We start from the raw sequence: 25461 nt of genomic DNA, 5'->3' as shown, positions 1-25461 counted from the left end.
ACCTTTCTGTCAATTTTGTATAATTATAAACCTATTAAACTACTTTGTCAAGTATAAAATTAATATTTATTTATCTTCTTCGTTTTCTTTATCAAAAAAGGAGCTTTTATTCATTTTTCAGCTCCTTTTCTGTATATTTAATCAATTTTACAATTCGACAATCTTACCTGTTTCAAAGTAAACAACCCATTCACAGATATTCTTTGCATAGTCACCAATGCGCTCCAAGTATGAAATGACTTGGAAGTAATCACGTCCTGTGACAATAGCATCTGGATTTTTTCTGATTTCTTCAGTTGCAAGGTCACGAATATTTTCGAAATAATGGTTAATTTTTTCATCCATGGTTGCAACTTCGTATGCCTTATCAACTGATCCGTTAAGGTAAAGTTCGAGAGTTGTTTCCACGAAGGCTTTAACATCACGTCCCATGTTTTTGATTTCTTCCTCAACTGCTGGGATACGTTGTTCACCCTTCATACGAATGGTAGCTTCAGCAATGGATACTGCGTGGTCCCCCATACGTTCCAAGTCTGAAACAGCCTTTAGAACAGTTAGAACTGTACGTAAGTCTTGTGAAACTGGCTGTTGAAGGGCAATGATTTCAAATGATTTCTTTTCAAGTTTCAATTCGTATTCATTTACTTCTGCGTCTTGTTCGATGACTTCTTTTGCCAAGTCACGGTCGTGTGTCACAAAAGCGCGCACTGTACGATTGATTTGGGAAAGAACTTCTTGCCCCATCGCGTAAAATTGGTTGTGCAATTTATCTAAATCTTCTTCAAATTGAGATCGTAACATCTTTTCACTCCTTATCCAAATTTACCTGAAATGTAATCTTCTGTTTCCTTATGTTGTGGATAGAGGAACATTTCCTTGGTATCGTTAAATTCAATCAAATCTCCATTAAGGAAAAAGCCTGTTTTATCAGAGATTCGAGATGCTTGCTGCATGGAACGAGTAACCAAAAGCATGGTGTACTTGTCCTTGAGACCATAAAGGGTTTCTTCGATTTTCCCAGCTGAGATAGGGTCCAAGGCTGAGGTCGGCTCATCCAAGAGGATAATTTTTGGACTAGTCGCCAATACACGGGCTACACAAACACGTTGCTGTTGACCGCCAGATAAACCAATTGCTGAATCATGCAAGCGATCCTTGACCTCATCCCAGATTGAAGCACGCTGTAAAGCTTTCTCCACAGCTTCATCCAAAACGTTCTTATCTTTCTCCCCATTAATACGGAGACCATAAACAACATTTTCGTAGATAGACATGGGGAATGGATTAGGTTGTTGGAAAACCATCCCAATTTCCTTACGCAATTCAACTGTATCGGTACGCGGACTATAGATATTGTGCCCATTATAAACCACTGATCCAGTTGTCGTCACTTCAGGATTAAGGTCACCCATGCGGTTAATAGCCTTTAGAAGTGTTGATTTCCCAGATCCAGAGGGACCGATAAGGGCGGTAATTTCCTTAGGTTGGAATGATAAGGAAACACTATTCAAAGCCTTCTTTTTATTGTAATAGACTGACAGGTCTGAAACCTGCAAAATCGGTTCTGTCATACTGTTCCCTTTCTAACCAAAGTGTCCTGTTACATAGTCATTGGTTGACTGTAGCTTAGCATTTTGGAAAATATTAGCAGTCTTATCATATTCAATCAAGTCACCCAAGTAGAAAAATCCTGTGTAGTCACTAGCACGCGCAGCCTGTTGCATACTGTGGGTTACGATGATAATGGTAAAGTCCTTCTTCAACTCCAACATAGTTTCCTCAAGTTGAGCTGTCGCAATCGGGTCCAAGGCTGATGCAGGTTCATCCATCAAGAGAATATCTGGTTTAACAGAGATGGCACGAGCGATACAAAGACGTTGCTGTTGACCACCTGATAGGGTTAAGGCAGACTTATGAAGGTCGTCTTTTACCTGATCCCAGAGGGCAGCCTGACGAAGAGAGGTTTCTACAATTTCATCTAGGACTTTCTTGTCCTTAACTCCTGCACGTTCATGTGCAAAAGTAATATTACGATAGATTGATTTTGCAAATGGATTTGGACGTTGGAACACCATTCCGATATGTTTACGCATTTCATAAACATTGATTTCAGGACGGTTAACGTCAATACCTCGATAGAGAATCTGTCCTGTCACCTTTGCAATATCAATAGTATCATTCATACGGTTAAGACTGCGAAGGTAGGTTGATTTCCCTGATCCAGACGGACCAATCAAGGCTGTGATTTTATTTTTTTCGAATTGCATATCAACGCCCTTAATGGATTCGTTTTTACCGTAGTAAACATGTAAATCCTTAGTAGAGAGGGCCACTTTTTCTTCTGGAAAGGTAATGATATGCTTTTCATCCCAATTATATTTTGACATGGCATCTCCTTTAGGCAGCGGTTAATTTCTTATGTAGATAGCTTCCAAGTTTGCGAGCTCCAAAGTTAAAGATCAAGATAAAGATTAGGAGCACCGCAGCAGAACCTGCTGAAACAAGTGTTCCATCAGGAATAGTTCCTTCACTGTTGACTTTCCAGATATGGACGGCCAAGGTTTCTGCTTGACGGAAGATTGAGATTGGACTGGTTACACTGAGAACATTCCAGTTAGACCAGTCAAGTGCTGGTGCTGACTGTCCTGCCGTATAGATTAGAGCCGCAGCTTCACCAAAGATACGACCTGATGCAAGTACTACCCCAGTAACAATACCAGGTAAGGCTTCGGGGATAACGACATGAAGAACTGTTTCCCAACGTGAAAGTCCAAGTGCTAAACCTGCTTCACGTTGCGTATGGTGAACGTGCTTCAAACTGTCTTCAACATTACGTGTCATCTGTGGAAGGTTAAAGACGGTTAAAGCCAAGGCACCTGAAATAATTGAAAATCCATATTCAAACTGAACGACAAAGATAAGGTAACCAAAGAGACCGACTACAACGGATGGTAGAGAAGACAAGATCTCAATACAGGTACGTACGAAGTTGGTAACACGACCTTTTTTGGCATACTCAGCCAAGTAAATTCCAGCCCCCATGGATAACGGTACAGAAATGAATAAGGTAATGACCAAAAGGAAGAAGGAATTATAAAGCTGAATTCCAATACCTCCACCTGCTTGGTAAGAAGATGATTTTCCAGTCAAGAAGGACCAAGAAACATGAGGTAAGCCTCGAACCAAGATATAGAGAATCAAGGAAGCTAGAATGGTCACAATGATTCCTGCGATGGTATAGAGGACAGCTGTTGCAAGTTTATCTAATTTCTTAGCGTGCATAGTTTTTCTTTCCTCTTTCTTTCGTAATCAATTTAATGACACTGTTAAAGGCCAAACTCATCAAGAGCAACACTAGAGCCAGTGACCAAAGAACATTATTATCAACAGTTCCCATAACTGTATTTCCGATTCCCATGGTCAAAACAGATGTCAAAGTCGCTGCTGGTGTCGTCAATGAAGTTGGGATAACTGCTGAGTTTCCGACAACCATCTGAATCGCAAGGGCTTCACCAAAGGCACGCGCCATTCCGAAGACTACTGCTGTGAAAATACCTGAACGAGCAGCCTTCAAGGTTACACGCCAGATGGTTTGCCAACGAGTCGCTCCCATGGCTAAACTTGCCTCACGGTAGTGACGAGGAACCGCACGTAGGCTATCTGTTGTCATAAAGGTTACAGTCGGCAGAATCATAACAAAGAGAACGAAGATACCGGATAAAATACCGAAACCTGTTCCACCAAAGACATTACGTACAAAAGGTACTACGACCTGCAAACCGATAAATCCATAAACTACTGAAGGAATCCCAACTAGAAGTTCGATAGCAGGTTGCAAAATCTTAGCTCCTTTTGGCGACACCTCTGTCATAAAGACTGCTGCCCCAATGGCAAATGGTGTAGCAATCAAAGCTGATAGGATGGTAACAATAAAGGAACCTAAAATCATTGGAAGAGCACCAAATTGCTTACCTGATGGATTCCAAGTTGCACCAAAGAGAAAATCAAAGATATTCACACCATTGACAAAGAAGGTCGACAAACCTTTTTGGGCTACAAAGATTAAAATCATAGCCACAATGATAACAATCAAAGATAGACAGGCAAAGGTTAGCCCTTTTCCTAATTTCTCAAGTCGAGAGTTTTTTGAAGGAGAGAGCAATTTTTTAGATAATTCTTCTTGTTTCATTATTGACTCCCTTCTATCGCTGTCACAGTACCTGCAGCATCTTTTTCAACCTTCATTTCTTTGATAGAAATATAGCCCATTCCTTTAACGATTCCATTCTGAACTTCGTCTGAAAGGACAAAGTTTAAGAATTCAGCAACCAATTCATTTGGCTCACCAAGTGTATACATGTGTTCATAAGACCACAAAGGCCAATTATTAGTAGTTACATTCTCTGAAGTCGGTTCATAGCCATTGAGTTTGATTGTTCCAACTGAATCATCAACATATGCAAATGCTAGGTAGGAAATAGCCCCAGGTGTTTGAGAAACGATTGATTTGACCATACCGTTTGAATCTTGTTCCTGACTTTGCACCGCTGACTGACCATTCATAATCACACTGTCAAAGGTCGCACGAGAACCTGAACTCGCCGCACGGTTGATAATTGAAATAGCTAGATCTTTCCCACCAACTTCTTTCCAGTTGGTAATTTCTCCTGTAAAGATTTGTCGGAGCTGGTCTGTCGTTAGATTATCGACATCTACTTCTTTATTGATAATGACAGCTAGGCCTGCAACAGCAACCTTATGATCCACCAAGGCAGAAGCATCAATCCCGTCTTTCTCCTCAGCAAATACATCAGAGTTCCCAACATCTACTGCTCCTGATTGAACCTGAGACAGACCTGTACCAGATCCACCACCTTGAACATTGACTGTTTTACCGATGTGAGCAGACGAAAATTCATCAGCAGCTGCCTCAACTAAAGGTTGAAGGGCAGTTGACCCGACAGCCGTCATAGACTCCCCACGGTCAATCCAACTTGCACACCCTGCTAGCGAACCAGCAAGTAAAAGAGTTGCAAGAGAGATGGTGAGTTTTTTAAATTTTTTCACTATTTGTCTCCTTGAAAATAATGATGAATAACCCGGATTTTCGCCCTTATTTTCTAATGTTTTTCACGAAAAATCCATACTTCCACTATAACATAGAATACTGATTTTGACTAGTTTTTTACCTTAAACCTCAAGCCCTTGGGGAAATAATTCTTTAGAGTATTTCCGGTCACTTTAGCAAAGCCCAGACCATTCCCTCCAACCAAAACTTGGTACCAACCATTTGGCAGAGTTTCAGACAATTGAACTGTCTCACCGGACACGTATTTAACGAAGTCTTCTTGATGAATTTCAATTGATTGTTTGACTTGGCTTGGTTTTAAAGCTAGGCCCAGAGCAAAGCTGGGTTCAAAACGTTTTTTCTTAAAGGTTCCAAGATGTAGTCCGTTTCGAGCAATTCTAAGTTTTCCTAAATCTGGTAGGATTTCTGGCAAGAGATAAAGCTGGTCTCCAAAAACTTGTAGGACACCAGTCAGTTTTTCTTTTAGATGTTTTTTCTCAAAATCCTGCCATAAAGAAAGCTGCTCTCTAGATAGATTAGACCTAGATGGTTTGAATTTAGAGGTCTTATTTTCCCCTCTAAATTGTAAATGAGCGACAAACTGTCCTTCTCCCTTAAAGTGATGAGGGTACATTCTAGCTGTTTCAGGTAACTCAATCCCAGGTACCATTCCATTGATGTGTTGGATTGGAATCAATTCAAAATTATAGCTATCTAGTAACCATTGGACGATTTCTTCGTTTTCTTCTGGCGCCCAGGTACAGGTTGAATAGACTAGTCTACCACCATCAGCCAACATAGTAACTGCATCTGCTAAAATCTCACGTTGTAAACTAGCGCACTGACTAGGATAATCGACACTCCAATAGTCCATGGCATCTGGCTGTTTTCGGAACATTCCTTCTCCAGAGCATGGTGCATCTAGAACAATTAGGTCAAAATAGCCTTTAAAAACCTTGGCTAAACGGTCTGCTGATTCATTGGTCACAACGACATTAGTCGCACCAAAGCGTTCCGTATTTTCAACCAAAATCTTTGACCGTTTGCTTGAAATCTCATTTGAAACAAGAAGACCTTCTCCTGCAAGATAGGAGGCCAGTTGAGTGGATTTCCCACCGGGAGCCGCTGCCAAGTCCAAGACCTTCATACCTGGCTTTGGCTGGGCTACTTGAGCTACCATTTGTGCAGCCGGTTCTTGGGAATAGACCAAGCCAGTTACATGTTCTGGTGATTTCCCTGAAACCTTCCCATAGTAGCCCCAAGGTGTATTTGGAATAGCATCTGAAAAAGAAACTTGACTTTCTTTTAAAGGGTTGATACGAAAAGCAGAAACAGCCTCATCATCAAAAGAGGCAAGAAAAGCTCTTGCCTCATCTCCCAATATAGTTTCGTATTTTTTTACAAATCCTTCTGGAAATTGCATGCAGGTTTATTTCCTTTCATAGATATAGGATTGAATCTCATCTTTCATCTCGACTGGCACCATCATAACGGCCTGTCGTGTTTGAAAATCGACTTCCTCACCAGCAATCGTAAGAACCTTATAACCCAAACTCTCACCGAGGATGCTTGCAGCTGCATAGTCCCAAGGTTGTAAATAAGTGATATAAGTTAAAAGTCGACCTGACAGCACCTTTGCAAAACTAATAGCAGCACTGCCATACACTCGTGTCCCAAGTGCAGCATTTCCCAAATCTGCCAAGCCCCATTCGTTGCTTTCTAGCATACCAGAATTACCAGCTACCAAAAATTCTCTCAAGGGTTTCTTTTTAAAGACTGGCAAAGGTTGATCATTACGACAGGGCGGAAAATCTCCTCCACCATGATAGCAGTCACCTTTCATAACATCATAGATAATCCCAAATTTCCCAACACCATCCTCAAAATAGGCTAGCATAACGGCAAAATCTTCACCTTGTGCAACGAAGTTGTTGGTCCCATCAATGGGATCGATAATCCAAACAGAACCTTTTTCTACTGCTGCAAGCAGGCAACCTTCTTCTGCACAAAATAAATCATCGGGATAACGAGATCGAATTTTCTTAATGAGTAAGGCTTGAACTTCTTTATCTAACTTAGTGACCAAATCTGTAGGCGAAGATTTTCTCTCAACATGGAGATCTTCTTTCATATGCTGGAGAATATACTCTCCAGCCTCCCTAACAATTTCTTTGGCAAATGTAAATTTATTTTCCAAGTGAAATCTTCCCTTCTCCTTTTTCTTTTGCCAATTGGACTGCACGGTAGAAAGAATATCCACTAACTGCTTCAAATTCACGTCCCAAACGTTTTTCTTCACTCTTACTTGGAACGACTGACTTGAATATCTTGTAGGAATCTAAAAGATTTTTTGCTTCTACCTTAGTTTCATAGGCAGCTTCAACATCATTAAAAAAAGAAAGCACTGAAGCAAGTTCTTCAGTGCTCCACGACAAATCTAGTGGGTAACTATACTGTTTATTCATCTAATTAATACCAGCTCTCAATGTAGCCTCTTTCAATTCTTGCTTACGATAACTACGAGGAAGAAACGCACGAATCTCATCTTCATTAAAGCCAATCTGCATACGTTTATCATCAATGATAATAGGACGACGCAAAAGACTAGGGTATTGCTCAATTAAACTAAGCAACTCCGTCACCGAGATACTTTCCACATCGATATTTAACTTTTGGAAAATTTTTGAACGAGTTGAAATGATGTCATCGGTACCGTTTTCGGTCAAGGAAAGAATTTGTTGCAACTCTTTTCTTGATAAAGGACTGGTCATAATATTGTGCTCTTGGAAAGGCACCTTATGATTATCTAGCCAGGCCTTTGCCTTACGACATGATGTACAACTCGGTGATAAAAATAGTGTAATCATGCTATTCTCTTCTTTGCATACTTTTCTCACTCTATTATACAAAAAAATAAAGCGCTTGACTAGTTATTTCCGTAAAAAAACCTATTTTTTCAAGAAAAATAGGTTTTTCGCACATTCTTTTAAAACATTTTTATGCATTTATTCTTTTAATTGCCTGTTTTTCGACTTTTAAGATACATAAATCCAAAAATCAATTCATACAAGCAGAAAAATAAAAGAAAGGCATGAAGAAAAAAGTCCTCTGGTAGGATGAGAATGACTGGATCTTTTGCTGGATCAAAGAGCCAAGTATCATCTCCTACAAAAAGAATTTGATGAAACAATGTAAAGAATTGTTCAAAACCAATGAAGACACCAACTAACCCAAGTACCAAAGGTAAAGACAGCATAATCAAGAGGCCTCTGCGATAAAGAGATAGAAAACCTTTCTGAATGACCTGCTTCCAAAAAAGATAGAAAACCGGTAAAGTTGCTACTGCTACGCCTTGGGCTAGATGAAAGAGCCCCTTGACAACTGCAAAATGATGGATGCCTGAAGCAGAAGAAGGAAAATCTGGCATTTTCAATGCTTGATTCAATGGATTGGTCAAATAATCCATCAAAACATTAAAGTTATGCTGGATTGTCTGAGGGTGGAAAGGAACACGACTGGTTAGGTGTAACCAAGAAATTTCCAGAGGGTAAACCAACCAAGCTAGATAAATGGTCAATAAAATAGAAAGCGAAAGGAGGAAAAGGAGACTTCCTCCAAAAATTAACTTAGTTTTCATCGAAATTCCACTCCGCTAGACTTGAGAGAACATGGGTTGGGGCGATTGGTAGGTTTGCTACTTCTTCAGGTTTTGTAAATCCTGTCGTAACCAAAAGGGTAGGAATTCCATTGTCAATACCAGCTCGAATATCAGTCAGGTAATTATCGCCCACCATGACAATTTCTTGGCGCTCAAGTCCTAGGTGTTCAACAGCCTTATCCATAATAATCGCGTTTGGTTTTCCAATATAAACTGGTTTTACGCGAGTTGCTGCTTCTAGAAGAGTAATCAGTGAACCAGCACCAGGTAAAAGTCCACGTTCTGTTGGAATATTCAAATCTGGGTTGGTGCCGATAAAATGAGCACCTTTATGAATAGCTAGGGTTGCCGTAGCAAATTTTTCATAGTCTACTTGCCAGTCCAAACCAACAACAACATAGGCTGGATTTTCTTTATCTTCAACATAACCAGCTGCTTGAATAGCTTCCTTGAGCCCTGCTTCTCCAATCACATAGACTGTCTTTTCAAGCCCTAAATCATTCATGTAATCAATAGTCGCTAAGGTTGCAGTATAAATTGTCGATACAGGTGTGTCGATGTTAAAGTGATTGGCTAACATCTCCTGAACACTCTCAGGTGTACGAGTGGTGTTATTTGTTACAAAGAGATAAGGAATCTCTCTTTTTTGCAATTCATGAACAAAAGCTTCACCTGCTAGGATTCTATCTTTCCCCTTATAGATTGTTCCGTCTAAATCAATTAAATAACCTTTATAAGTCATACATTTCCTTCTAATCTTTTTTAATTTCTTGCCAAGTTATCTTTGCTTGAGCATTGATATCGCCATCACTTGTGACTTGGTGATTGCTTTCTAGTCCATTCAATTCGTAACTAGAAGTGATCATGCCACCTGGTCGAACTTCCTTGACATATTTGAGGTTGATTTTTTTAGGAATATGATTGGTCAGAAAATCTGCTCCCATGACCTCAAAAATCCAATCTAAGTATTTGCTGTTATTGACGTGCCCATTCATATCCAAGTCATAAAAACGAACATGATAGTCCTTGCTAACCTCGTCTTCTAACTCTGTGTATTTTGGTCCACGGACTAGTTTCTTAGAAAACTCAGATTGATAAGGGGCGACAATTTCTGGAACTACAGGATGAACCTTTCGACTCTCACGATCCATAAGGACAAAAGTGGCTACCATGTGAATGATTTCTTGACCATCTTCATCGTAAATGGTAAAGCGGCGGTAGCAAAAAAGACGATTATAAGTCAAGGCTTCCGTTTCAATTGTGATTTCCTCAGCAAATTGAGGTAAACGTACAACATCGATATCATAATCTGTGATAATCCAGACCAGATTATACTGTTCTAAAACATCCTTGTCACTCACTCCCAATTCAATTGACTGCATACCAGATACCTGGAGGGACAACAAGATCACATCTGGCAGCTTGATATGGCCATTCATGTCAGCCATATCAAAAGGAATTTTCATCTTCATTTGATAAGTTAAGCCCATAATTCTACTCCAATATAAATCGTTCTGCTACTGTATCTCCTAAAAAGAGACCTTTTTTTGTCATTCGTATTTGTTGACCTTCTACTTGTAAAAGACCTTGATGACACAAATCTCTTACAACTTGACCATATAAATCTTCAAAAGATGTGCCGAATTTTTCTTCGAATCTTGCTTTTGAAACTCCTGACTTCTTGCGTAGTCCAAGAAACATCTCTTCTTCCATTTGCTCTCTCCGACTCAAGTGTTCTTCATTTATGCGAGCATTCCCCTCTTCTACCGCCTTTAAATAATGGCGGATAGGCCCATGGTTTTTATAGCGAACACCGTTTACATAGCCCGACGCACCTGCACCCATACCATAATACTCAGCATTATCCCAATACATGAGGTTATGACGACTTTCAAATCCTGGTTTTGAAAAATTTGAAATTTCATAATGCTCAAAACCAGCTCGTTCTAGTTCTGCAATGATATAGTCAAACATATCAGCCTCTAATTCTTCCTTGGGAAGAGGTAGTTTTCCTCGTCTCATACGATTCATAAAGACCGTATGATTTTCTAAAATCAAACTATAAAGGCTCATATGAGGAATATCAAGAGCGATTGCCTTAGCGACATTGTCCTTGACCTGGTCCATAGTCTGACCAGGAAGAGCGTATATCAAGTCAATGGAAATATTATCAAATCCTGCTAACTTGAGACGATCAATATTCTCATAGATATCTTTCTCCAAATGACTACGACCAATCTTTTTCAGCATTTTGTCATCAAAGGTTTGGACACCCAATGAAACACGGTTGACTGCTGAATCTTTCAAAACTGCAATCTTTTCCTCATCCAAATCACCAGGATTGGCCTCAATGGTTAATTCTTCTAAAACAGACAAATCCAGATTCTTAGTCAAACCATCCAGCAAAACTTCTAATTGAGAAGCGGACAAGGCTGTCGGTGTCCCACCTCCAATATAAAGAGTACGCAACTTCTGAATATCATAAGAATGAAATTCTTGCAGTAGATGTTCTAGATAGGTGTCTACTGGTTGATTTTTAATAAAGACCTTTGAAAAGTCACAATAATAACAGATTTGTGTACAAAATGGAATGTGCACGTAAGCTGATGTTGGTTTCTTCTGCATAGTATTTATTATACCACAAAGACTTCCCTCAAGAAAAAAATCACCATTCCTGATTCTTTAGAAAATCAAGAATAGTGATTCTATTTTAGTCTTCTTCGATTTCGATGACAATTTCTTGACCATCTTCTTGGTCTTCAACAACTACTTTTTCTTCCAATTGTTCCTTGAGATTATTCAAGGTCTCTTTTGAAGCTTCAGTAGCTTGTTGAGCTAAAGATTTAGATTTTTCAAGAACTGAATCCAAGGTAATTTCGCCTGATTCTACTTGTTCTTTTGTCTTTAGAACAAAATCTCTGGTTTGATCTTTGACTTCTGTCAATTTTTCAAGAGCTTGTTCCTTAGCATATTCTGGATCTTCTCTCAGATCTTCAATAAAGTCTTGTGCCTGACTAGTAACACGTTTCCCTTTTTCACTTGTTAGGAATAAAGCAACAGCAACACCTGAAACAGTTCCTAAAAGGATTGATGATAATTTACCCATGAGTTATCTCCTTTTTATTTTTTAAAAAATTTACTTGCAATACGAACGGCAGACAAACCTGCACTAGTCTTTAATGTTTTTGAACCTGCAGATGATGCTTTTTTACTCAAGACACGAGCCTGCTCATTTAGGTCCGAAACAGAAACAGAAAGGTCTGCAACTGCTGTAAAAAGTGGATCAATGGTTGCAACTTTGACATTGATATCATCAGCAAGAACATTGACCTTTGCAAGCAGTTCGTTTGTGTGATGTAGAGTGACATTCACATCTGAAGTTAGCGTTTTAACAGTATTTTCAGTTTCATCGATTACACGACCAACTTTTTGAAGGGTAATAATCAAATAAACTAAGAATACAACCAAGGCAATAGCCACAATAATATAAGCAACTTCTAACATTTTAATTCTCCTTTTTTACATTATAAAATGGTGCTTTTTTCCGATTTTGATAAACGATAATATAAATACCAAGTCCAATTAATAGAACGGACAACCACTGAGATACTCGAAGTCCAAAGAACATGAGACTATCTGTACGCATACCCTCAATAATCATACGTCCAAAACCATACCAAATTAAGTAAAAGGCCGTGATATGTCCACGACGAATGCCATTTAATCGGCGTCTAAAAATAACAATTAAAGCAAAACCAATCAGGTTCCAGATAGATTCGTATAGAAAGGTTGGTTGACGATAAGAACCATCAATATACATCTGGTTTTTAATAAAAGCAGGTAAATAATCAAGGTTTTCTACTACTGCTCCGTAAGCTTCTTGGTTAAAGAAATTTCCCCAACGTCCTAGACTCTGCGCAATCATAACGCTCGGAGCAGCAATATCCAAGAAATCCCAAGTATTGATTAATTTACGGTCTGCAAAAATATAAAGTACAATCGCTCCGGTAATTAGACCGCCGTAAATCGCAAGACCACCATTCCAGACAGCAAATATCTCCCCTAAATGTTGGCTATAATAGTCAAATTTAAAAATAACATAGTAAAGTCTTGCGCCGATGATTGACAAAGGGAAAGCCACTAAGATAAAGTCCAGAATATCTTCTGATAAAATTTTCTTTTTCGGAGCTTCTTTACTTGCGAGATATACTGCTAAAATAAGACCTGAAACGATACAAAGTGCATACCATCTAATGGCAAATGGACCTATTTGAAAAGCAACTGGATCAATCATTTTGCACCTCGTTCTTTTCAATTAATTTCGTCAATCTTTCTTCAAAGAGACGTGTCGCGTCAAAGCCCATTTCCTTCGAACGATAATTCATTGCAGCTGCTTCAATTACGACAGAAATATTGCGCCCTGTTTTTACCGGAATCCGAATACGCGGAATAGAAACACCTGAAATTTCTAATTCTTCAGCATTGTTCCCCAAACGGTCAAAGACCTTATCTGTATCGTAATTTTCTAGATAGACAGCCAACTGAACCTGTGAAGAATCCTTAACAGCACTAGCTCCATAAAGGCTCATGACGTCAATGATACCCACTCCACGAATTTCTAACAAATGTTTCAAGATTTCTGCTGGCTCACCCCAAAGTGTCATCTCGTCTTTAGCATAAATATCCACGCGATCATCTGCGACTAGACGATGTCCACGTTTGACCAACTCAAGTCCGGTTTCACTCTTACCAATACCACTATCACCTTGAATGAGAACACCCATACCATAGATATCCATCAGTACACCATGCACACTGGCACGTTCAGCCAAGCGAGAGTCAAGATAACTTGACAATTCCCCAGACAGACGACTTGTCGCTGTACGACTTGTTAAAATCGCGATTTTACATTCTCTAGCAGCCTTTAGCATTTCCTCAGGAACCACTAAACCACGCGCAACAATAACAGCAGGTGTTTCTGGTTGGAACAATTTCTTCAAAACCTGATAACGGTTGTGAGAAGACATACTAATGAGATAAGACCACTCCTTCATTCCCAATAATTGGATACGTTCCGGAGTATAGTAATCAAAATAGCCTGTCATTTCAAGACCCGGTCGACAAATATCGCCCGTATTGATTTCCTTTTCAAGTAATTCTGGCTCACCATAGACAATATCTAGTCTGAGCTTATCAATCACTTCTTTGACTAAAACCGACATATATTTCTCCTTCAATAGAGTTCTCCTACTATTATATCAGATTGTCGGAATAAGTTTATATTTTTTACAGTCTTTACGCTATTTATTTGACTGATAATATTTGAACCATACAAAAAGGGACTAGACAATGAAATATTGCCTAATCCCTTCTAATTTTTTAACAGTTTAATTAAATCATAAATAATGGACTTTAGTTATCTTTTTTCTTTAAGCCCAATACTCCAAGACCAGCTACCAAGAGTGCTACACCTGTTGCAAACAATGATTCTTTAGAACCTGTATTTGGTAATTCTTTTTTAGGTTCAACTGTTGTAGACGTAGTCTCAGGTTTTGTTTCTTCAGTTGTTTTGCCTGAAGGAGTTTCTTCACTTGATTTACCTGGAGTTGTCTCAACTGTTGTAGTAGTGGTAGTTGATTTTTCTGTAGTTGTTGTTGGCTCTTCTGTCGTTGTAGTTGTTGAAGTAGTCCTTGGCTCTTCTGTCGTTGTGGTTGTTGAAGTAGTCGTTGGCTCTTCTGTCGTTGTGGTTGTTGTTGGCTCTTCTGTTGTTGTCGTGGTAGTTGTAGTACTAGTTGTTGTCGTAGTTTGTTCAACTTTTTTATACCAGTGGATACGATTTCCTTCACGATCTTTTTCTGTTTTTACAAACTCATAACCATCAATAGTAGCCGGATCTTTCCAACCCTTATCCTGTGGTTTAAGATTTTCTTTTGTATCGATATCTTTGTAGTCTGTGACAAGCGTATCAAGAACTAATTGTGCACCTGCAGAGTCATTAATGATACGGTAAATATAGATACCCTTTGAATCTTTCCCATCAATAGTTGCCGTAGCTACTTTCGAAACATCATATTGCATTTTTTCAAGATCAATCTTAGATTTATCGATGATATTAATACGGTTTTGACCAACACCGAAGAATACACCTAATTCTTTTGGAACATCTCCTGAAATCATTTCCATTGTTATTTTCTTTTCAGAGATAGAAGTTACTTTGAATGTTGGCTCAACACCTGTCGGGAATACATATGCGCCATATTCATTGACTTCATATGTACTATATACAGGCAAGATAAATCTTGAAGTAAATGTATCTCCTACTTTGAGTGCAGTATCACCACTTGTTTTCCACTCGATACCTGAAGCATCATTGAATTCTAACTCAACAGTTGAACCAACTTTCATACCTTCACTTCCACGAACTTGGAATTCTGTATATGTTTCATATGAGCCATCTGCATTGAACTTAATTGTATTTCCAGAAGGTGGCATGTTAATTGAGTTTGTATCGGTTGCAAATTGTTCTACTTTCGGAATATCTACTGTACTTGTCACAGAAGAAGACCCCACTTTAATCACTTGGTTTAAAGTGTAGTCTTTATTTGCGATTACAGCTCCATTATAAGCGTTATCTGATTTAATTTGGAACTTGACTTGTTTCAATACATCTGGTTTTTCAGCTTCAATAGCTTTCGTAAATGTAATTTTTAATGTCGCGCGTGTTGATTCCAATTGAGCTTGTCGCATTTGAGCTGTATCGTTTGAACCTTGACGTGCTTTATTGACGTTTTCAAACGAAACAATTGAAATTTTACCAATTGTCTTACCTTCGTAAGTGACATCCTTGCCATTTAATTGATTTAAGATAGCGACGTTTTCTAATGTAACTGTAACATAGTCGCCTTCTTTCACATCATCTTCTGTAATTGAAAAAGAAAGGTCTACATCTGTATAGTATTCAAAGTATTTAATGTCATGGTTTTTTATGGTACCAGTCACTTCTGCAGCTACTTCTCTAGCTTCACGTGCAGGAGTTTCTGTAGTTGTTACTGCTTCAGCACTTGTTGTAGAAATTTGCTCAGCCGTCGTTGTTTCTTCGGCAGTGATAATTTCTTGACTTTGAAGCGCAGCCAAAAGCACTCCAGTAGACAACAAAGTGATCAATAATTTTCCAAACCTTTTCTGGTTTTTCATCCCTATTTACCTCCGTGTAAAATTACACTATTTTAACATGATTTTACTATATTTTCAATTAATATCAACTAAAACGAATGATTGTTTTAAATATCAAATGAAAGTAAATAGATTTATAATATTCAGTTATTACACCCTTAAGTTTGATTTTTATCCAATTCCTAAATAATCATTGAAACATGTAAAATTATTCGGGTCTTAAGAATACAAAAAAGACTAGACAAGTCTAGCCTTTCGCTTCAATTAGAATTTTTTACGTTTACGAGCTGCTTCTGATTTACGTTTACGTTTTACAGAAGGTTTTTCATAGAATTCACGTTTGCGTGTTTCTTGAAGAGTACCAGCTTTAGTAACCGCACGTTTGAAACGACGAAGTGCATCGTCAAGAGATTCATTCTTACGTACTACTGTTTTAGACATTTTTTTCACTCCCTTCAAGTTCAAGATCTATTCTATTTTACATGGAATGATATGAATTGTCAAGGGGAAGCATACATTTATTCCTATTTTCCAGTTTATTAATTACTTTCTTACCTATACTTTATCAAATCATACAACTTTGTTACTGCTTGTTCAAAAGGTTCAATATATTCCCAATATTCATCAGGAAGATTTGAAATCTTACTCAAGTCATTGCTATCAAAATGATATACCAGATGACGAAGAATTTGATTTTCAATAAAATGCAAATCCCTCAGCTGATCTATACTAATAGAATCGATCTTTTCTACGTAGTGACATAAATCAGCCAGCGACTGCCTATCAAATACTTTTTCCTCGTGTAAATAATAGAGAAAGCTTTCGTTTTCAGCCTTTTTATTATCTTCTATCAAATTCCTATTCTTCATATTCATTCTGATTCCTCCTGTAAAAGATTTTAAAAAAGCTACTTTTTAACAAATCCTTTACGAATTTTATAAAGGATCCACGATCCCTTTCTTTGACTAGTTACGAGCTCAAAGCCTACTGATAACAAGAATCGTCTAAATGCTTCTTCGCTTTGAACCTCTGGTAAAAAGTAAGATAACTTGTTATATTCACAAGCCAGTAAGAGCATCCCGTCTGTTTTGAGTATTCTTCGAATTTCCATAAAAGAAGCCTCTAGATTCTGCCAATGAAAATGAGTTTGAAAGGCTGTGATTAAATCAACACTTTCATCAGAAAAACCTGTCTCCCTAACGTCTCTTCGTTCAAAATTTAGATTAGTCATCTCCCTCTGTTTGGCTTGAGCTATTGCGGTATCTGAAATATCGATTCCAGTTATAGTACTTTGCGGAAAAGTTTCTTTCAGTAGGATGGTTGAACGGCCGTTCCCAACTCCTACATCTAAGATTGCAGGGTAAAATGTCCTATCCAGATGACGAATTGCCCATACAAACATGGGGTGATAGGCTCTATTCCACAATTTCATCATTCGTTTTCCTAGAATACCTGAAGGGTTCTTTGATTGCTGAATGAGACGACAAAACAGTAACATTAAAAGTAAAAAACAAATAAAACCGATTATATAAATCAAAGTTCGAACCTCCTCTGTATAGCTATATTATACCACTTTAGCAGGATAGTGAACATTTGAAGTAAAAAACCACTCACTACAAAGAGCAAGTGGTTGTGAATTTATTTTTCAAGCAAGCTAAGTGCTCCAGCATCCGCGATAATAGTTACGTCCGGATGGTTCTGCAAGCTACTTGCTGGGAGACTTTCAGTAACAGGACCTTCAACAGTTCCTGCAATAGCTTTTGCTTTTGATTCACCGTAAGCAAATAGAAGAATGGATTTCGCATCAAGAATATTTTTAATTCCCATTGAGATAGCCTGCGTTGGGACATCTTCAATCTTATCAAAGAAGCGAGCATTTGCTTCAATAGTTGATTGATCAAGATCTACAAGATGAGTTTCACTATCAAACGGAGTTCCTGGTTCATTAAAGCCGATGTGACCGTTTCGACCAATTCCCAAGATTTGTAAATCTACTGGATGATCTGCAAGAATTTGATTATAACGTTCTACTTCTTCTTCTGCATTATCTTTTACACCACTCGGTAAAAAGCTTTCTTTGAATGGCTTTTTATTGAATAGATTTTCTTGCATAAAGTAACGATAAGATTGTGGGTTATCTCCATCAAGACCTACATATTCGTCCAAGTTAACACTTGTAAGATTTGAAAAATCAAGGTCACTCTTAACGATTTCTCCATAAAACTCAAGCGGACTGCTACCAGTCGCAAGCCCTAATGTTTGAGCACCGTTTGCTAACTTTTCTTTTAAAATTTCAAAAGCTACTTTTCCACCTTCTTCAGGATTTTTTACTTGAATAACTTTCATAATTGTTCCTCCATATTTCTTTATTTCATTATATGGTATAGACCAATTTTTGTCAAGTGTAAACGGTTTAATATTTTAAATTTTATAGGATAAAGTTAAGTAAAAAAAGAAGACTAAACTAGTCTTCTCTTTTTAAACTGTCAGAATGAATTAGTCTTCTTTTTTCTTTCTTGACAAAGCATAACCGGCAGTAGCTAAACCAATAAGTGCTGAATAAGTCATGAATGATTGTTCAACTGAACCAGTATTTGGCAATGATTTCTTAGATGATTCTGGTTTTGATTCTGGCTTAGGCTCTGGTTTTGATTCTGGCTTAGGCTCTGGTTTTGATTCTGGCTTAGGCTCTGGTTTTGGTTCTGGCTTAGGCTCTGGTTTTGGTTCTGGCTTAGGCTCTGGTTTTGGTTCTGGCTTAGGCTCTGGTTTTGGTTCTGGCTTAGGCTCTGGTTTTGGTTCTGGCTTAGGCTCTGGTTTTGGTTGTGGTTTTTCATCTTTCTTGATAACCACAACATTTTTATTCCATTCAACAACTGGTTTTTCTGTTTCTTTTTTAACAGGATCCTTAAGTAACTCAGGTGCTTCTGGTTTAACTGGCTCACTTGGTAAAACAGGTACAGTTTTATATTCTGGTTCTGTTGGTGGAACTGGTTTTTCTTTAACAGTTGGTACTTCTGTCAATTCTGGTTTTTCAGGTTTAACTGGAGGTGTTGGTTCTGTTGGTTTAACTGGCTCTTCACCTGGATCTTGAGGGAAGCCAACGTTTGAGTTGATAGAGAACCAATAGAGAGTTGCTTCGCCTGTTGCGTTAGCACCTTTTGCTGTAAAGTCAAGATGACCATCTTTCAAAATAACAGCAGCACCACCATAGTAAAGGTAAGGGCTCTTAGGATCATCCCAACCCTTAGTTTCACTTGAAGAGTCTGCATTAAATGTAGCACCTTGAGCCATGTATTGGTTTTGTTCTTTAGCAGATACTTCTTTTGTAGATGAATCTTGGTCTACACTTGAATTTGGAAGTTTAATAAACTCTTTGTCACCAATGTTTACAGACTCAACGTGAGGAGTATCTTGGTGTTTCATTTTTGGTGTGTATCTCAAAACACCTGATGTAGCGTCTACAGTGTAAGAACCGATAACGTCTGATTTATCACCAAATGTGTAATCTTCAGTACCAACTGAGTGACCATTTCCGCCACCAGATGCGTTCACTGTTGTAGCATCAACTGTTGTTTCTTCAGTTACTTTAAAGGCATCATCAACCCATGTTGCTTTTTGAGCAACAATTTTCAAAGGATTATCAGCATTGATATCAACTTCTGCACTACCGAAGTCAGCTTTACCGCTTTTCACAACAACGTCTGCACCATCAAGTTTTGGTTCACTTCCATCTGAATATGGATCCCAAGTTCCACGAACTGTATTGCCTTCGCTATCTTTAGCTTCAACAACTAGAGGACGAGGTTTGTCATTTTCAACATAAGATGCACCATTCCAGTGGTTAAGTGAGTTAAGGGCAAGGATTGCATTGTGTTGTGACAAATCAATCAATTGGTCATTTTCATCATAAAACTCAATGTCAACACCAACTGTAACTGGGTTTTCAGTATCAGTTGAGCTACCAATTGTCATTGTAACCGCTGGATCGTTATAAATTTGAACGATTCCTTTTCCATCTGATGATGGAAGGCTCTTCACTTCGTATTTATAAACAACTTTTGCAATACGTTTTTCTTCGCTACCTTTTACAATTTTAGCTTGAGTAAGTCCTGTGTATGTCACATCAAATTTATCTCCGACTTTTACAACTCCCCACTCGATTTCATTGTTAGCATATGGGTTTGTAGTTGTCAAATCAGAATCTTGTAGATTCTTAGTTTCATACATCTTAGTAGCTTTACCATCACCGTACATACGAGCTTGACCTTCTTTTGTCAAGTAAGTTGTTAATCCAGTTGTTTGGTGTGTGATTTTAGTTGTTTCACCATCAGCAAGTTCTTCAGAGAGGAATGTCAAATCTTGTTTGTATTTCTCAGGATTTCCACCACGCTCTGCAACCATCTTATTGAAGGCATCTTTAGCATCATCGTATTGTGCTTTTTTCTTGTTGTAAATTTCGAGCTCAATCAAGTAAGCAGCTTGTGCTTCATCATAAGCAGCTTTTTTAGTCTTGTAGTCAGCTAATTTAGCTTCATATTCTGCTTGAGCTAATTTATTACTTTCAGTAGCTTCTTCATTTGCTTTTACAGATGCATTGTATGCTGCAAGTGCTGTGTTATATTCTTCAAGAGCTTTTTCATAAGCAACACGTGCTTCTTCATTACTCTTTTCTACTGCTGTTTTTTCTGCTGTTTTTTCAGTCAATTCTTTTTCGTAAGCAGTAAGTTTTTCGTTGTAAGCTGCAAGCTCTTTATCGTAGTTTGCTTGTGTAGCAGCATTTTTAGCATCAACTTCAGCTTTTTCTTTTTCGTAAGCTTCTTGATTTGTTGCTACTTCAGCTTTATAATCAGCTACAGTTTTATGAATATCACTAACTTGTTTTTCGTAATCTTTTGCAGCAGCTTCCTCAGAATCTTGCTTTTTAGTTTCAGTTTCTTTAACTTCAAGACCTTCATTCGTTGCAGCAGTTTTAGCTTCTTCCAACTTCTCTGGAACCGCAACTTCTTTTGTTTCTTTTCCAGCTACTGTTGTAGTTGAAGTAACAGGTGTAGTTGCTGATGAAGTTTCATCGGCTGATACAGTGGCAATACCCGCTGCAGCAATCACTGTTGCGACTGCAACAGAACCAAAAGCAACTGAGGTTTTTCTCAAGGCATACTTAATCGTTTTATTATTCTTTAACGATGACATGACAAACTCCTTTTTAAATGTTTTTTTATTTATGCTTCTCAAGCAAAAAGAATTTTTGTTCTTCGAAGTCAGAGAAATCGTATCAAAAATTATTTTAAAAGTCAAGTATTTTTATTTATTTTTTTCAAATTTTTTTCACTTTACTTTCAGGAGTTTTTCATTTTGTTTTCAAAAAGTTTACGTTTTTGTTGACATTTTCCTATGAACTGTCGTATAATTTCAACTAACAAAATATTATGATTGGAGGATATAATGAAATCTTCAAATAACTTTTCTCAAGAAAAAGGTCACGGCTATTTCCGTAAGCGAAATAAAGTACTTGTATCTATGATTACAGTCTTTGGTTCTTTGATGTTAAGTTCTGTTGGTTTGGCAGATGAAGTTGCTTCAACTACAACTTCACCTACAAACGTAACTACATCAAGTCAACCAGCCACTAGTACTGAGACCACTAGTGAGCAACCTACTACAACAACTAGTGAGGAGACCACTAGTGAGCAACCTACTACAACAACTAGTGAGGAAACCCCAAAGACTTCTTCAAGTGAAGAGACATCATCTTTGCCTCAAACTGCAAGTGCAACTGAACCAACAACTCGTAGTATTTCAGCGGCAACAAGTACTTATAACACACCAAAAATTCAAAACGATGTAACATTTAATAAGGCCACATATAAAAGTGGTGAGGATGTAAGCATCTCAATCAATAATCCTGACGTAACTTCGTCTGATTTGACAGTGTCTCATTTAGACAAAGTTATTTATGAGTTGAAAAATGCTCCAGGAAATTCACTTGTCATTCCAAACTCTGTTTTCTCTCCAAATTCTGGTTATCTCATTGACATCATCGGAAAGAATGCTGATGGAAAACAAGAATTTCACAAAGTAGCTGGTCTATCAGTCGAAGATGATTGGACAGTATATCCACGTTATGGTGTTGTAGCAGGTTCAAAAGACAATCACAATTCGATTACCAAAGAGCAAGTGGAAGGATATAAAAATAGTATTGACCAATTGGCCAATATGCACATCAATAACTACTTCTTCTACGACGTTTATAATACACCTGCCAACCCATTCCCAGCAAATGTTGAACGATTCACACAAGATTGGGCTACTTTCTTAATTCCGAAAGGTGAAACTGATCCCGAAAAACGTAAAACATACTTACCAGTTATTGACACAGATGCCGTAAAAGAGTTGGTTTCTCATGTCCATTCAACTGGTGCTAAAGCTATGCTTTATAATATGATTTACGCTGTGTCTCTTGATGAAAAAATCCCAGACCAAGTAAAAAGTGCGATTGTACGCAACTTACAAGATCACTTCAACTTTGGAAAGACTGGTGATATTACAGCAACAGACATCCAACAATTTCTAGACCCAGGAGATCCAAACTGGCAAAACTTTATCATCAATGTGATGTTAAAAGCCATGAAAGAAGGTGGATTCGATGGTTGGCAAGGGGACACTATGGGGACTAACTTGGTTGAAAAAGTTAATGAACCTGGAAAAGCTTTCTCTTTAAGTGACAACTATCCAAAACTAGCCGCAGCTGCAACGGAGGCGCTTAAAAAAGAAGGCTATGACTTTATGATCAACGATATCTCTACTGGAGATGCTGATCGATTAGGAAAAACAAATGTCTCTGCACCATACGCGGAAGTTTGGGGAGATAGCATCGCCCATGATTCTACCTACCAAGCCTTAACACGCTTGACTGAGCGTATGCGAGATTTATACAACGGAAAATCTCCAATTATCGCTGCTTATACACACCGTGAAAAAAATGCAGCAAAACTCAGTAAAGATAATGAATTGCTAACAGATGCAATTATTGCAGCAAGTGGTGGTTATCATATGACAACAGCTGCTCTCAATACATCTCAAGATGCAAAAGGTTTTGGTGTTATTCAGGCTGAATGGTACCTCAATCAAAACTTACCAGTCAATGCTGATTTTGCTAATGCAGAATTCAACTACCAAGAGTTTATCGTTGCCTACCAAGAACTCCTTCGTGGGCGCGAAACCTTAGCACATGATACTCGCCGTATTGGAGACAATACAAATGTTCTTGTAAATGGTAACTTTATCGGTTCTAATCTTGATAATTCAGACGGTGTTCAACCAGGTACCGTTTATACCATCACAAAAGAAACTAAAACTGGTGACCGAATTGCTCATTTAATTAATCTTGTTGGAATTACTGAAAACAAATGGAATAGTGCTGTTAATTCCACTAGCAAACTGACTAACATCCAAGCTTTTGTGCCACTTGGTAAAATTTCAAAAGATCAGGCCGAACATGCGAATATCTACTGGGCTACCCCAGATGCTGTAGAAGGAAAGTATAATATTCAACTTCGTGAAACTACTGCTAATGTATATTATGACAGTGGGGCTGGTCAATGGATGGCTGCAATTGATGTTCCTAGCCTTGATGTATGGGATATGCTCTATGTCAAACTTAATGAAGTTGCCCGTGTTCTTTATCAAGATGAAACTGGTAAAGAACTGGAACGTTCAAGCGACTTTGTTGGACATACTGGTGAAAAGATTGACTACTCAACAAAAGATACGATTGCTAAATATCTGAAACAAGGTTATAAACTAGTTGAGAACGAATTTGATAAAAATGGACCAGCAAAATTTGACCGAGATGCTTCAAACATTAATGGTGATGGCGTACAGGAATTCATTGTTCGCTTTGCACCAAAAATTGTAGATTTTTCTGAAACACAACCAATTCAAGTTGGGCAAGTTGTTCCAGGAGATACAGATGGTAGCCTTTATCCAACTCCTAAAGCTCCAAATGGAAAATCTATTAGTGATCTCAATCATTTATCAGAAAAAGTAACTCGTACTATCACCTATGTTACTGAAGATAAGAATGGTAACAATCGTCAAGAAACTGACATCGTTTCAAAAACAGATAGTTTAAACTTTAGCCGAAAAGGAACTATCAATTTGGTAACTGGAGAAACAACACTTGAAGATTGGGTATCTAAAGACGGTACTACTTTCGCAGATTATGAAAATCCAGTCAAAAATGGATATGTTGTCGTATCCGAAGAATCAAATGCAACATTCTCTCCTGATCTTAAGAAATCTGGAGGTCATACTGGAATCCTAGCTGAATCTGATGACATTTCTGATATTGTTGTCTACCGACCAGTCGGTGTTTATACAATTAGTTATGCATCAGGAAAAGAACCATCAAATGCTATTAAAGAGATTCCATATTTAAATGATTCTTCTAATCCAACTGCTATTTCAGCGCCAACTGCAACTTTACCATATATTGAAGGGTTAGAACCAAAAGATGCAACTGGAAAAATCTTAACCTTTGTAGATCCACTTGATGAAACAAAGGGATACCTTCTTCCAACTGCAACTTCTGCTACTAATGATACATCAATTACTTATACAATTTCTCAAGGATCAGTGACGGTACAATTCCTCATTATAGGCAGTGATACCGAATTACAAGACTCTCAAACAGTTTCTGAAAACGCAGACTTTGGTACGAACTATACTACAGATGCACCAAAAGTAATTACAAAAGACGGTCTAGTCTATAATTTAGTTGGTCATCGTGAGGGTTCTGCTGATGTTTCAGGAACAGTATCTAAGGGAAATAAAACAGTAATTTATGACTACAAACTTGCTTCAGGAAATGTAATAGCACGATTTGTCCTTCAAAACACCACAACTGAATTGCAACCAGCTATCGTTGTTGCTTCAAATGCAGATAACGGTTCTGCCTACATTGCTGTTGCACCGGACGAAATTTCTTATAATGGTCAAAGATACGAACGTATTAGCAATGCACAACAATCAGGCCAAGTCGGAGTAGGAACTACAGATCTGATTTTTGAATACAAAGTCAAAGAATTACCAACTCCTCAACCTAAACCTCAACCTAAACCTAAACCTCAACCTCAACCTAAACCTCAACCTAAACCTCAGCCTAAACCTAAACCTCAGCCTAAACCTCAACCTAAACCTAAACCTAAACCTAAACCTCAACCCCAACCTAAACCTAAACCCCAACCTCAACCTAAACCTCAACCCCAACCTCAACCTAAACCTCAACCTAAACCTCAAACTCAAGTTCAACCTCAAACTCAAGTTCAAGGTTCTGAACGTCAAAAAGAGTCAATACAATCAGAAAGAACTTTGATTAAACCTGGTAGTCAGCTACCTGCAACAGGAGAGCAAAATTCCCAATTAGCATATCTTGGATTTGCTTTTCTCACTGGATTTGCAGGTCTTGTCGGTTATAAAAAGAAACAAGATTAAACTACTATAATTTTAAAAACCCAAGGAATAAGTCCTCGGGTTTTTTTAAGAAAATAACAAAGAGGCCTTG

Annotated in this window: 25 protein-coding genes; 1 reads left to right on the top strand and 24 read right to left on the bottom strand. The window is 38.1% G+C overall.

Going from position 1 to position 25461, the window contains the following annotated elements; translation table 11 throughout:
* Nucleotides 1–147: 147 nt before the first annotated feature.
* The 24 genes from phoU to QM810_RS00700 all read right to left on the bottom strand — a co-directional run bounded on the left by phoU (nucleotide 148) and on the right by QM810_RS00700 (nucleotide 21089).
* Nucleotides 148–801, bottom strand: a complete 654-nt coding sequence (phoU, locus tag QM810_RS00815; RefSeq protein WP_303405063.1) for a phosphate signaling complex protein PhoU — start codon at nucleotides 799–801, stop codon at nucleotides 148–150.
* Nucleotides 802–812: 11 nt separating this feature from the next.
* On the bottom strand, nucleotides 813–1571 hold the full coding sequence (gene pstB, locus QM810_RS00810; protein ID WP_263393743.1) for a phosphate ABC transporter ATP-binding protein PstB: 759 nt from the start codon (nucleotides 1569–1571) through the stop codon (nucleotides 813–815).
* Nucleotides 1572–1583: 12 nt separating this feature from the next.
* Nucleotides 1584–2387: a phosphate ABC transporter ATP-binding protein PstB gene (gene pstB, locus QM810_RS00805; protein ID WP_045763361.1), complete on the bottom strand. Its 804-nt coding sequence runs from the start codon at nucleotides 2385–2387 to the stop codon at nucleotides 1584–1586.
* A gap of 10 nt (nucleotides 2388–2397) precedes the next feature.
* Nucleotides 2398–3282: a phosphate ABC transporter permease PstA gene (pstA, locus tag QM810_RS00800; RefSeq protein ID WP_045763362.1), complete on the bottom strand. Its 885-nt coding sequence runs from the start codon at nucleotides 3280–3282 to the stop codon at nucleotides 2398–2400.
* Nucleotides 3272–4189 carry a phosphate ABC transporter permease subunit PstC gene (pstC, locus tag QM810_RS00795; RefSeq protein WP_414253502.1) on the bottom strand — a complete coding sequence of 306 codons (918 nt, stop codon included), beginning with the start codon at nucleotides 4187–4189 and terminating at the stop codon, nucleotides 3272–3274. Before pstC ends, pstA begins: the two co-directional genes overlap by 11 nt.
* A complete protein-coding gene (locus tag QM810_RS00790; protein WP_414253501.1) occupies nucleotides 4189–5067 on the bottom strand; it encodes a phosphate ABC transporter substrate-binding protein PstS in 879 nt (292 codons plus the stop codon). Before QM810_RS00790 ends, pstC begins: the two co-directional genes overlap by 1 nt.
* A gap of 110 nt (nucleotides 5068–5177) precedes the next feature.
* Entirely contained in the window at nucleotides 5178–6491 is a 1314-nt protein-coding gene (locus QM810_RS00785; protein WP_414253500.1) for an RsmF rRNA methyltransferase first C-terminal domain-containing protein, read from the bottom strand.
* A 6-nt stretch (nucleotides 6492–6497) separates the two neighbouring features.
* Nucleotides 6498–7265 (bottom strand): inositol monophosphatase family protein, encoded by a 768-nt coding sequence (locus tag QM810_RS00780; protein ID WP_414253499.1) that lies wholly within the window; start codon nucleotides 7263–7265, stop codon nucleotides 6498–6500.
* A complete protein-coding gene (locus tag QM810_RS00775) occupies nucleotides 7255–7533 on the bottom strand; it encodes a UPF0223 family protein (RefSeq protein WP_414253498.1) in 279 nt (92 codons plus the stop codon). The genes QM810_RS00780 and QM810_RS00775 overlap by 11 nt, the downstream gene beginning before the upstream one ends.
* Nucleotides 7534–7935 carry a Spx/MgsR family RNA polymerase-binding regulatory protein gene (locus tag QM810_RS00770; protein ID WP_373115371.1) on the bottom strand — a complete coding sequence of 134 codons (402 nt, stop codon included), beginning with the start codon at nucleotides 7933–7935 and terminating at the stop codon, nucleotides 7534–7536.
* A gap of 146 nt (nucleotides 7936–8081) precedes the next feature.
* Complete coding sequence (locus QM810_RS00765; RefSeq protein ID WP_414253497.1) at nucleotides 8082–8705, bottom strand: TIGR01906 family membrane protein; 624 nt, start codon at nucleotides 8703–8705, stop codon at nucleotides 8082–8084.
* A complete protein-coding gene (locus tag QM810_RS00760) occupies nucleotides 8695–9468 on the bottom strand; it encodes a TIGR01457 family HAD-type hydrolase (protein ID WP_414253496.1) in 774 nt (257 codons plus the stop codon). The genes QM810_RS00765 and QM810_RS00760 overlap by 11 nt, the downstream gene beginning before the upstream one ends.
* Before the next feature lie 10 nt (nucleotides 9469–9478).
* Nucleotides 9479–10216 carry an acyl-ACP thioesterase domain-containing protein gene (locus QM810_RS00755; RefSeq protein ID WP_414253495.1) on the bottom strand — a complete coding sequence of 246 codons (738 nt, stop codon included), beginning with the start codon at nucleotides 10214–10216 and terminating at the stop codon, nucleotides 9479–9481.
* A gap of 4 nt (nucleotides 10217–10220) precedes the next feature.
* Nucleotides 10221–11351 carry a radical SAM family heme chaperone HemW gene (gene hemW, locus QM810_RS00750; protein WP_414253494.1) on the bottom strand — a complete coding sequence of 377 codons (1131 nt, stop codon included), beginning with the start codon at nucleotides 11349–11351 and terminating at the stop codon, nucleotides 10221–10223.
* An 85-nt stretch (nucleotides 11352–11436) separates the two neighbouring features.
* Nucleotides 11437–11832: a YtxH domain-containing protein gene (locus QM810_RS00745; RefSeq protein ID WP_414253493.1), complete on the bottom strand. Its 396-nt coding sequence runs from the start codon at nucleotides 11830–11832 to the stop codon at nucleotides 11437–11439.
* A 14-nt stretch (nucleotides 11833–11846) separates the two neighbouring features.
* Nucleotides 11847–12230: a DUF948 domain-containing protein gene (locus tag QM810_RS00740; RefSeq protein ID WP_414253492.1), complete on the bottom strand. Its 384-nt coding sequence runs from the start codon at nucleotides 12228–12230 to the stop codon at nucleotides 11847–11849.
* A 1-nt stretch (nucleotide 12231) separates the two neighbouring features.
* Nucleotides 12232–13020, bottom strand: a complete 789-nt coding sequence (lgt, locus tag QM810_RS00735) for a prolipoprotein diacylglyceryl transferase (protein WP_414253491.1) — start codon at nucleotides 13018–13020, stop codon at nucleotides 12232–12234.
* The gene (hprK, locus tag QM810_RS00730) at nucleotides 13013–13948 is read right to left on the bottom strand and encodes an HPr(Ser) kinase/phosphatase (RefSeq protein WP_414253490.1); all 936 of its coding nucleotides are present in this window, start codon (nucleotides 13946–13948) and stop codon (nucleotides 13013–13015) included. Before hprK ends, lgt begins: the two co-directional genes overlap by 8 nt.
* A 190-nt stretch (nucleotides 13949–14138) precedes the next feature.
* Nucleotides 14139–15920: an LPXTG cell wall anchor domain-containing protein gene (locus QM810_RS00725; RefSeq protein WP_414253489.1), complete on the bottom strand. Its 1782-nt coding sequence runs from the start codon at nucleotides 15918–15920 to the stop codon at nucleotides 14139–14141.
* A gap of 243 nt (nucleotides 15921–16163) precedes the next feature.
* The gene (gene rpsU, locus QM810_RS00720; RefSeq protein ID WP_000048054.1) at nucleotides 16164–16340 is read right to left on the bottom strand and encodes a 30S ribosomal protein S21; all 177 of its coding nucleotides are present in this window, start codon (nucleotides 16338–16340) and stop codon (nucleotides 16164–16166) included.
* Between the two features lie 110 nt (nucleotides 16341–16450).
* Nucleotides 16451–16774 (bottom strand): hypothetical protein, encoded by a 324-nt coding sequence (locus tag QM810_RS00715; protein WP_414253488.1) that lies wholly within the window; start codon nucleotides 16772–16774, stop codon nucleotides 16451–16453.
* A 32-nt stretch (nucleotides 16775–16806) separates the two neighbouring features.
* Nucleotides 16807–17436: a class I SAM-dependent methyltransferase gene (locus tag QM810_RS00710; RefSeq protein ID WP_414253487.1), complete on the bottom strand. Its 630-nt coding sequence runs from the start codon at nucleotides 17434–17436 to the stop codon at nucleotides 16807–16809.
* 101 nt (nucleotides 17437–17537) lie between these two features.
* Complete coding sequence (locus QM810_RS00705) at nucleotides 17538–18245, bottom strand: glucosamine-6-phosphate deaminase (protein WP_414253486.1); 708 nt, start codon at nucleotides 18243–18245, stop codon at nucleotides 17538–17540.
* Between the two features lie 150 nt (nucleotides 18246–18395).
* On the bottom strand, nucleotides 18396–21089 hold the full coding sequence (locus QM810_RS00700; RefSeq protein ID WP_414253485.1) for a GbpC/Spa domain-containing protein: 2694 nt from the start codon (nucleotides 21087–21089) through the stop codon (nucleotides 18396–18398).
* A 252-nt stretch (nucleotides 21090–21341) separates the two neighbouring features.
* Here QM810_RS00700 and QM810_RS00695 point away from each other — a divergent pair, with 252 nt between their 5' ends.
* The gene (locus QM810_RS00695) at nucleotides 21342–25391 is read left to right on the top strand and encodes a glycoside hydrolase family 66 protein (protein WP_414253484.1); all 4050 of its coding nucleotides are present in this window, start codon (nucleotides 21342–21344) and stop codon (nucleotides 25389–25391) included.
* Nucleotides 25392–25461: the final 70 nt, after the last annotated feature.

It is taken from the genome of Streptococcus infantis (assembly GCF_047464155.1).
Lineage (GTDB): Bacteria > Bacillota > Bacilli > Lactobacillales > Streptococcaceae > Streptococcus > Streptococcus infantis_U.
This window is presented reverse-complemented; position numbering and strand designations above follow the sequence as displayed.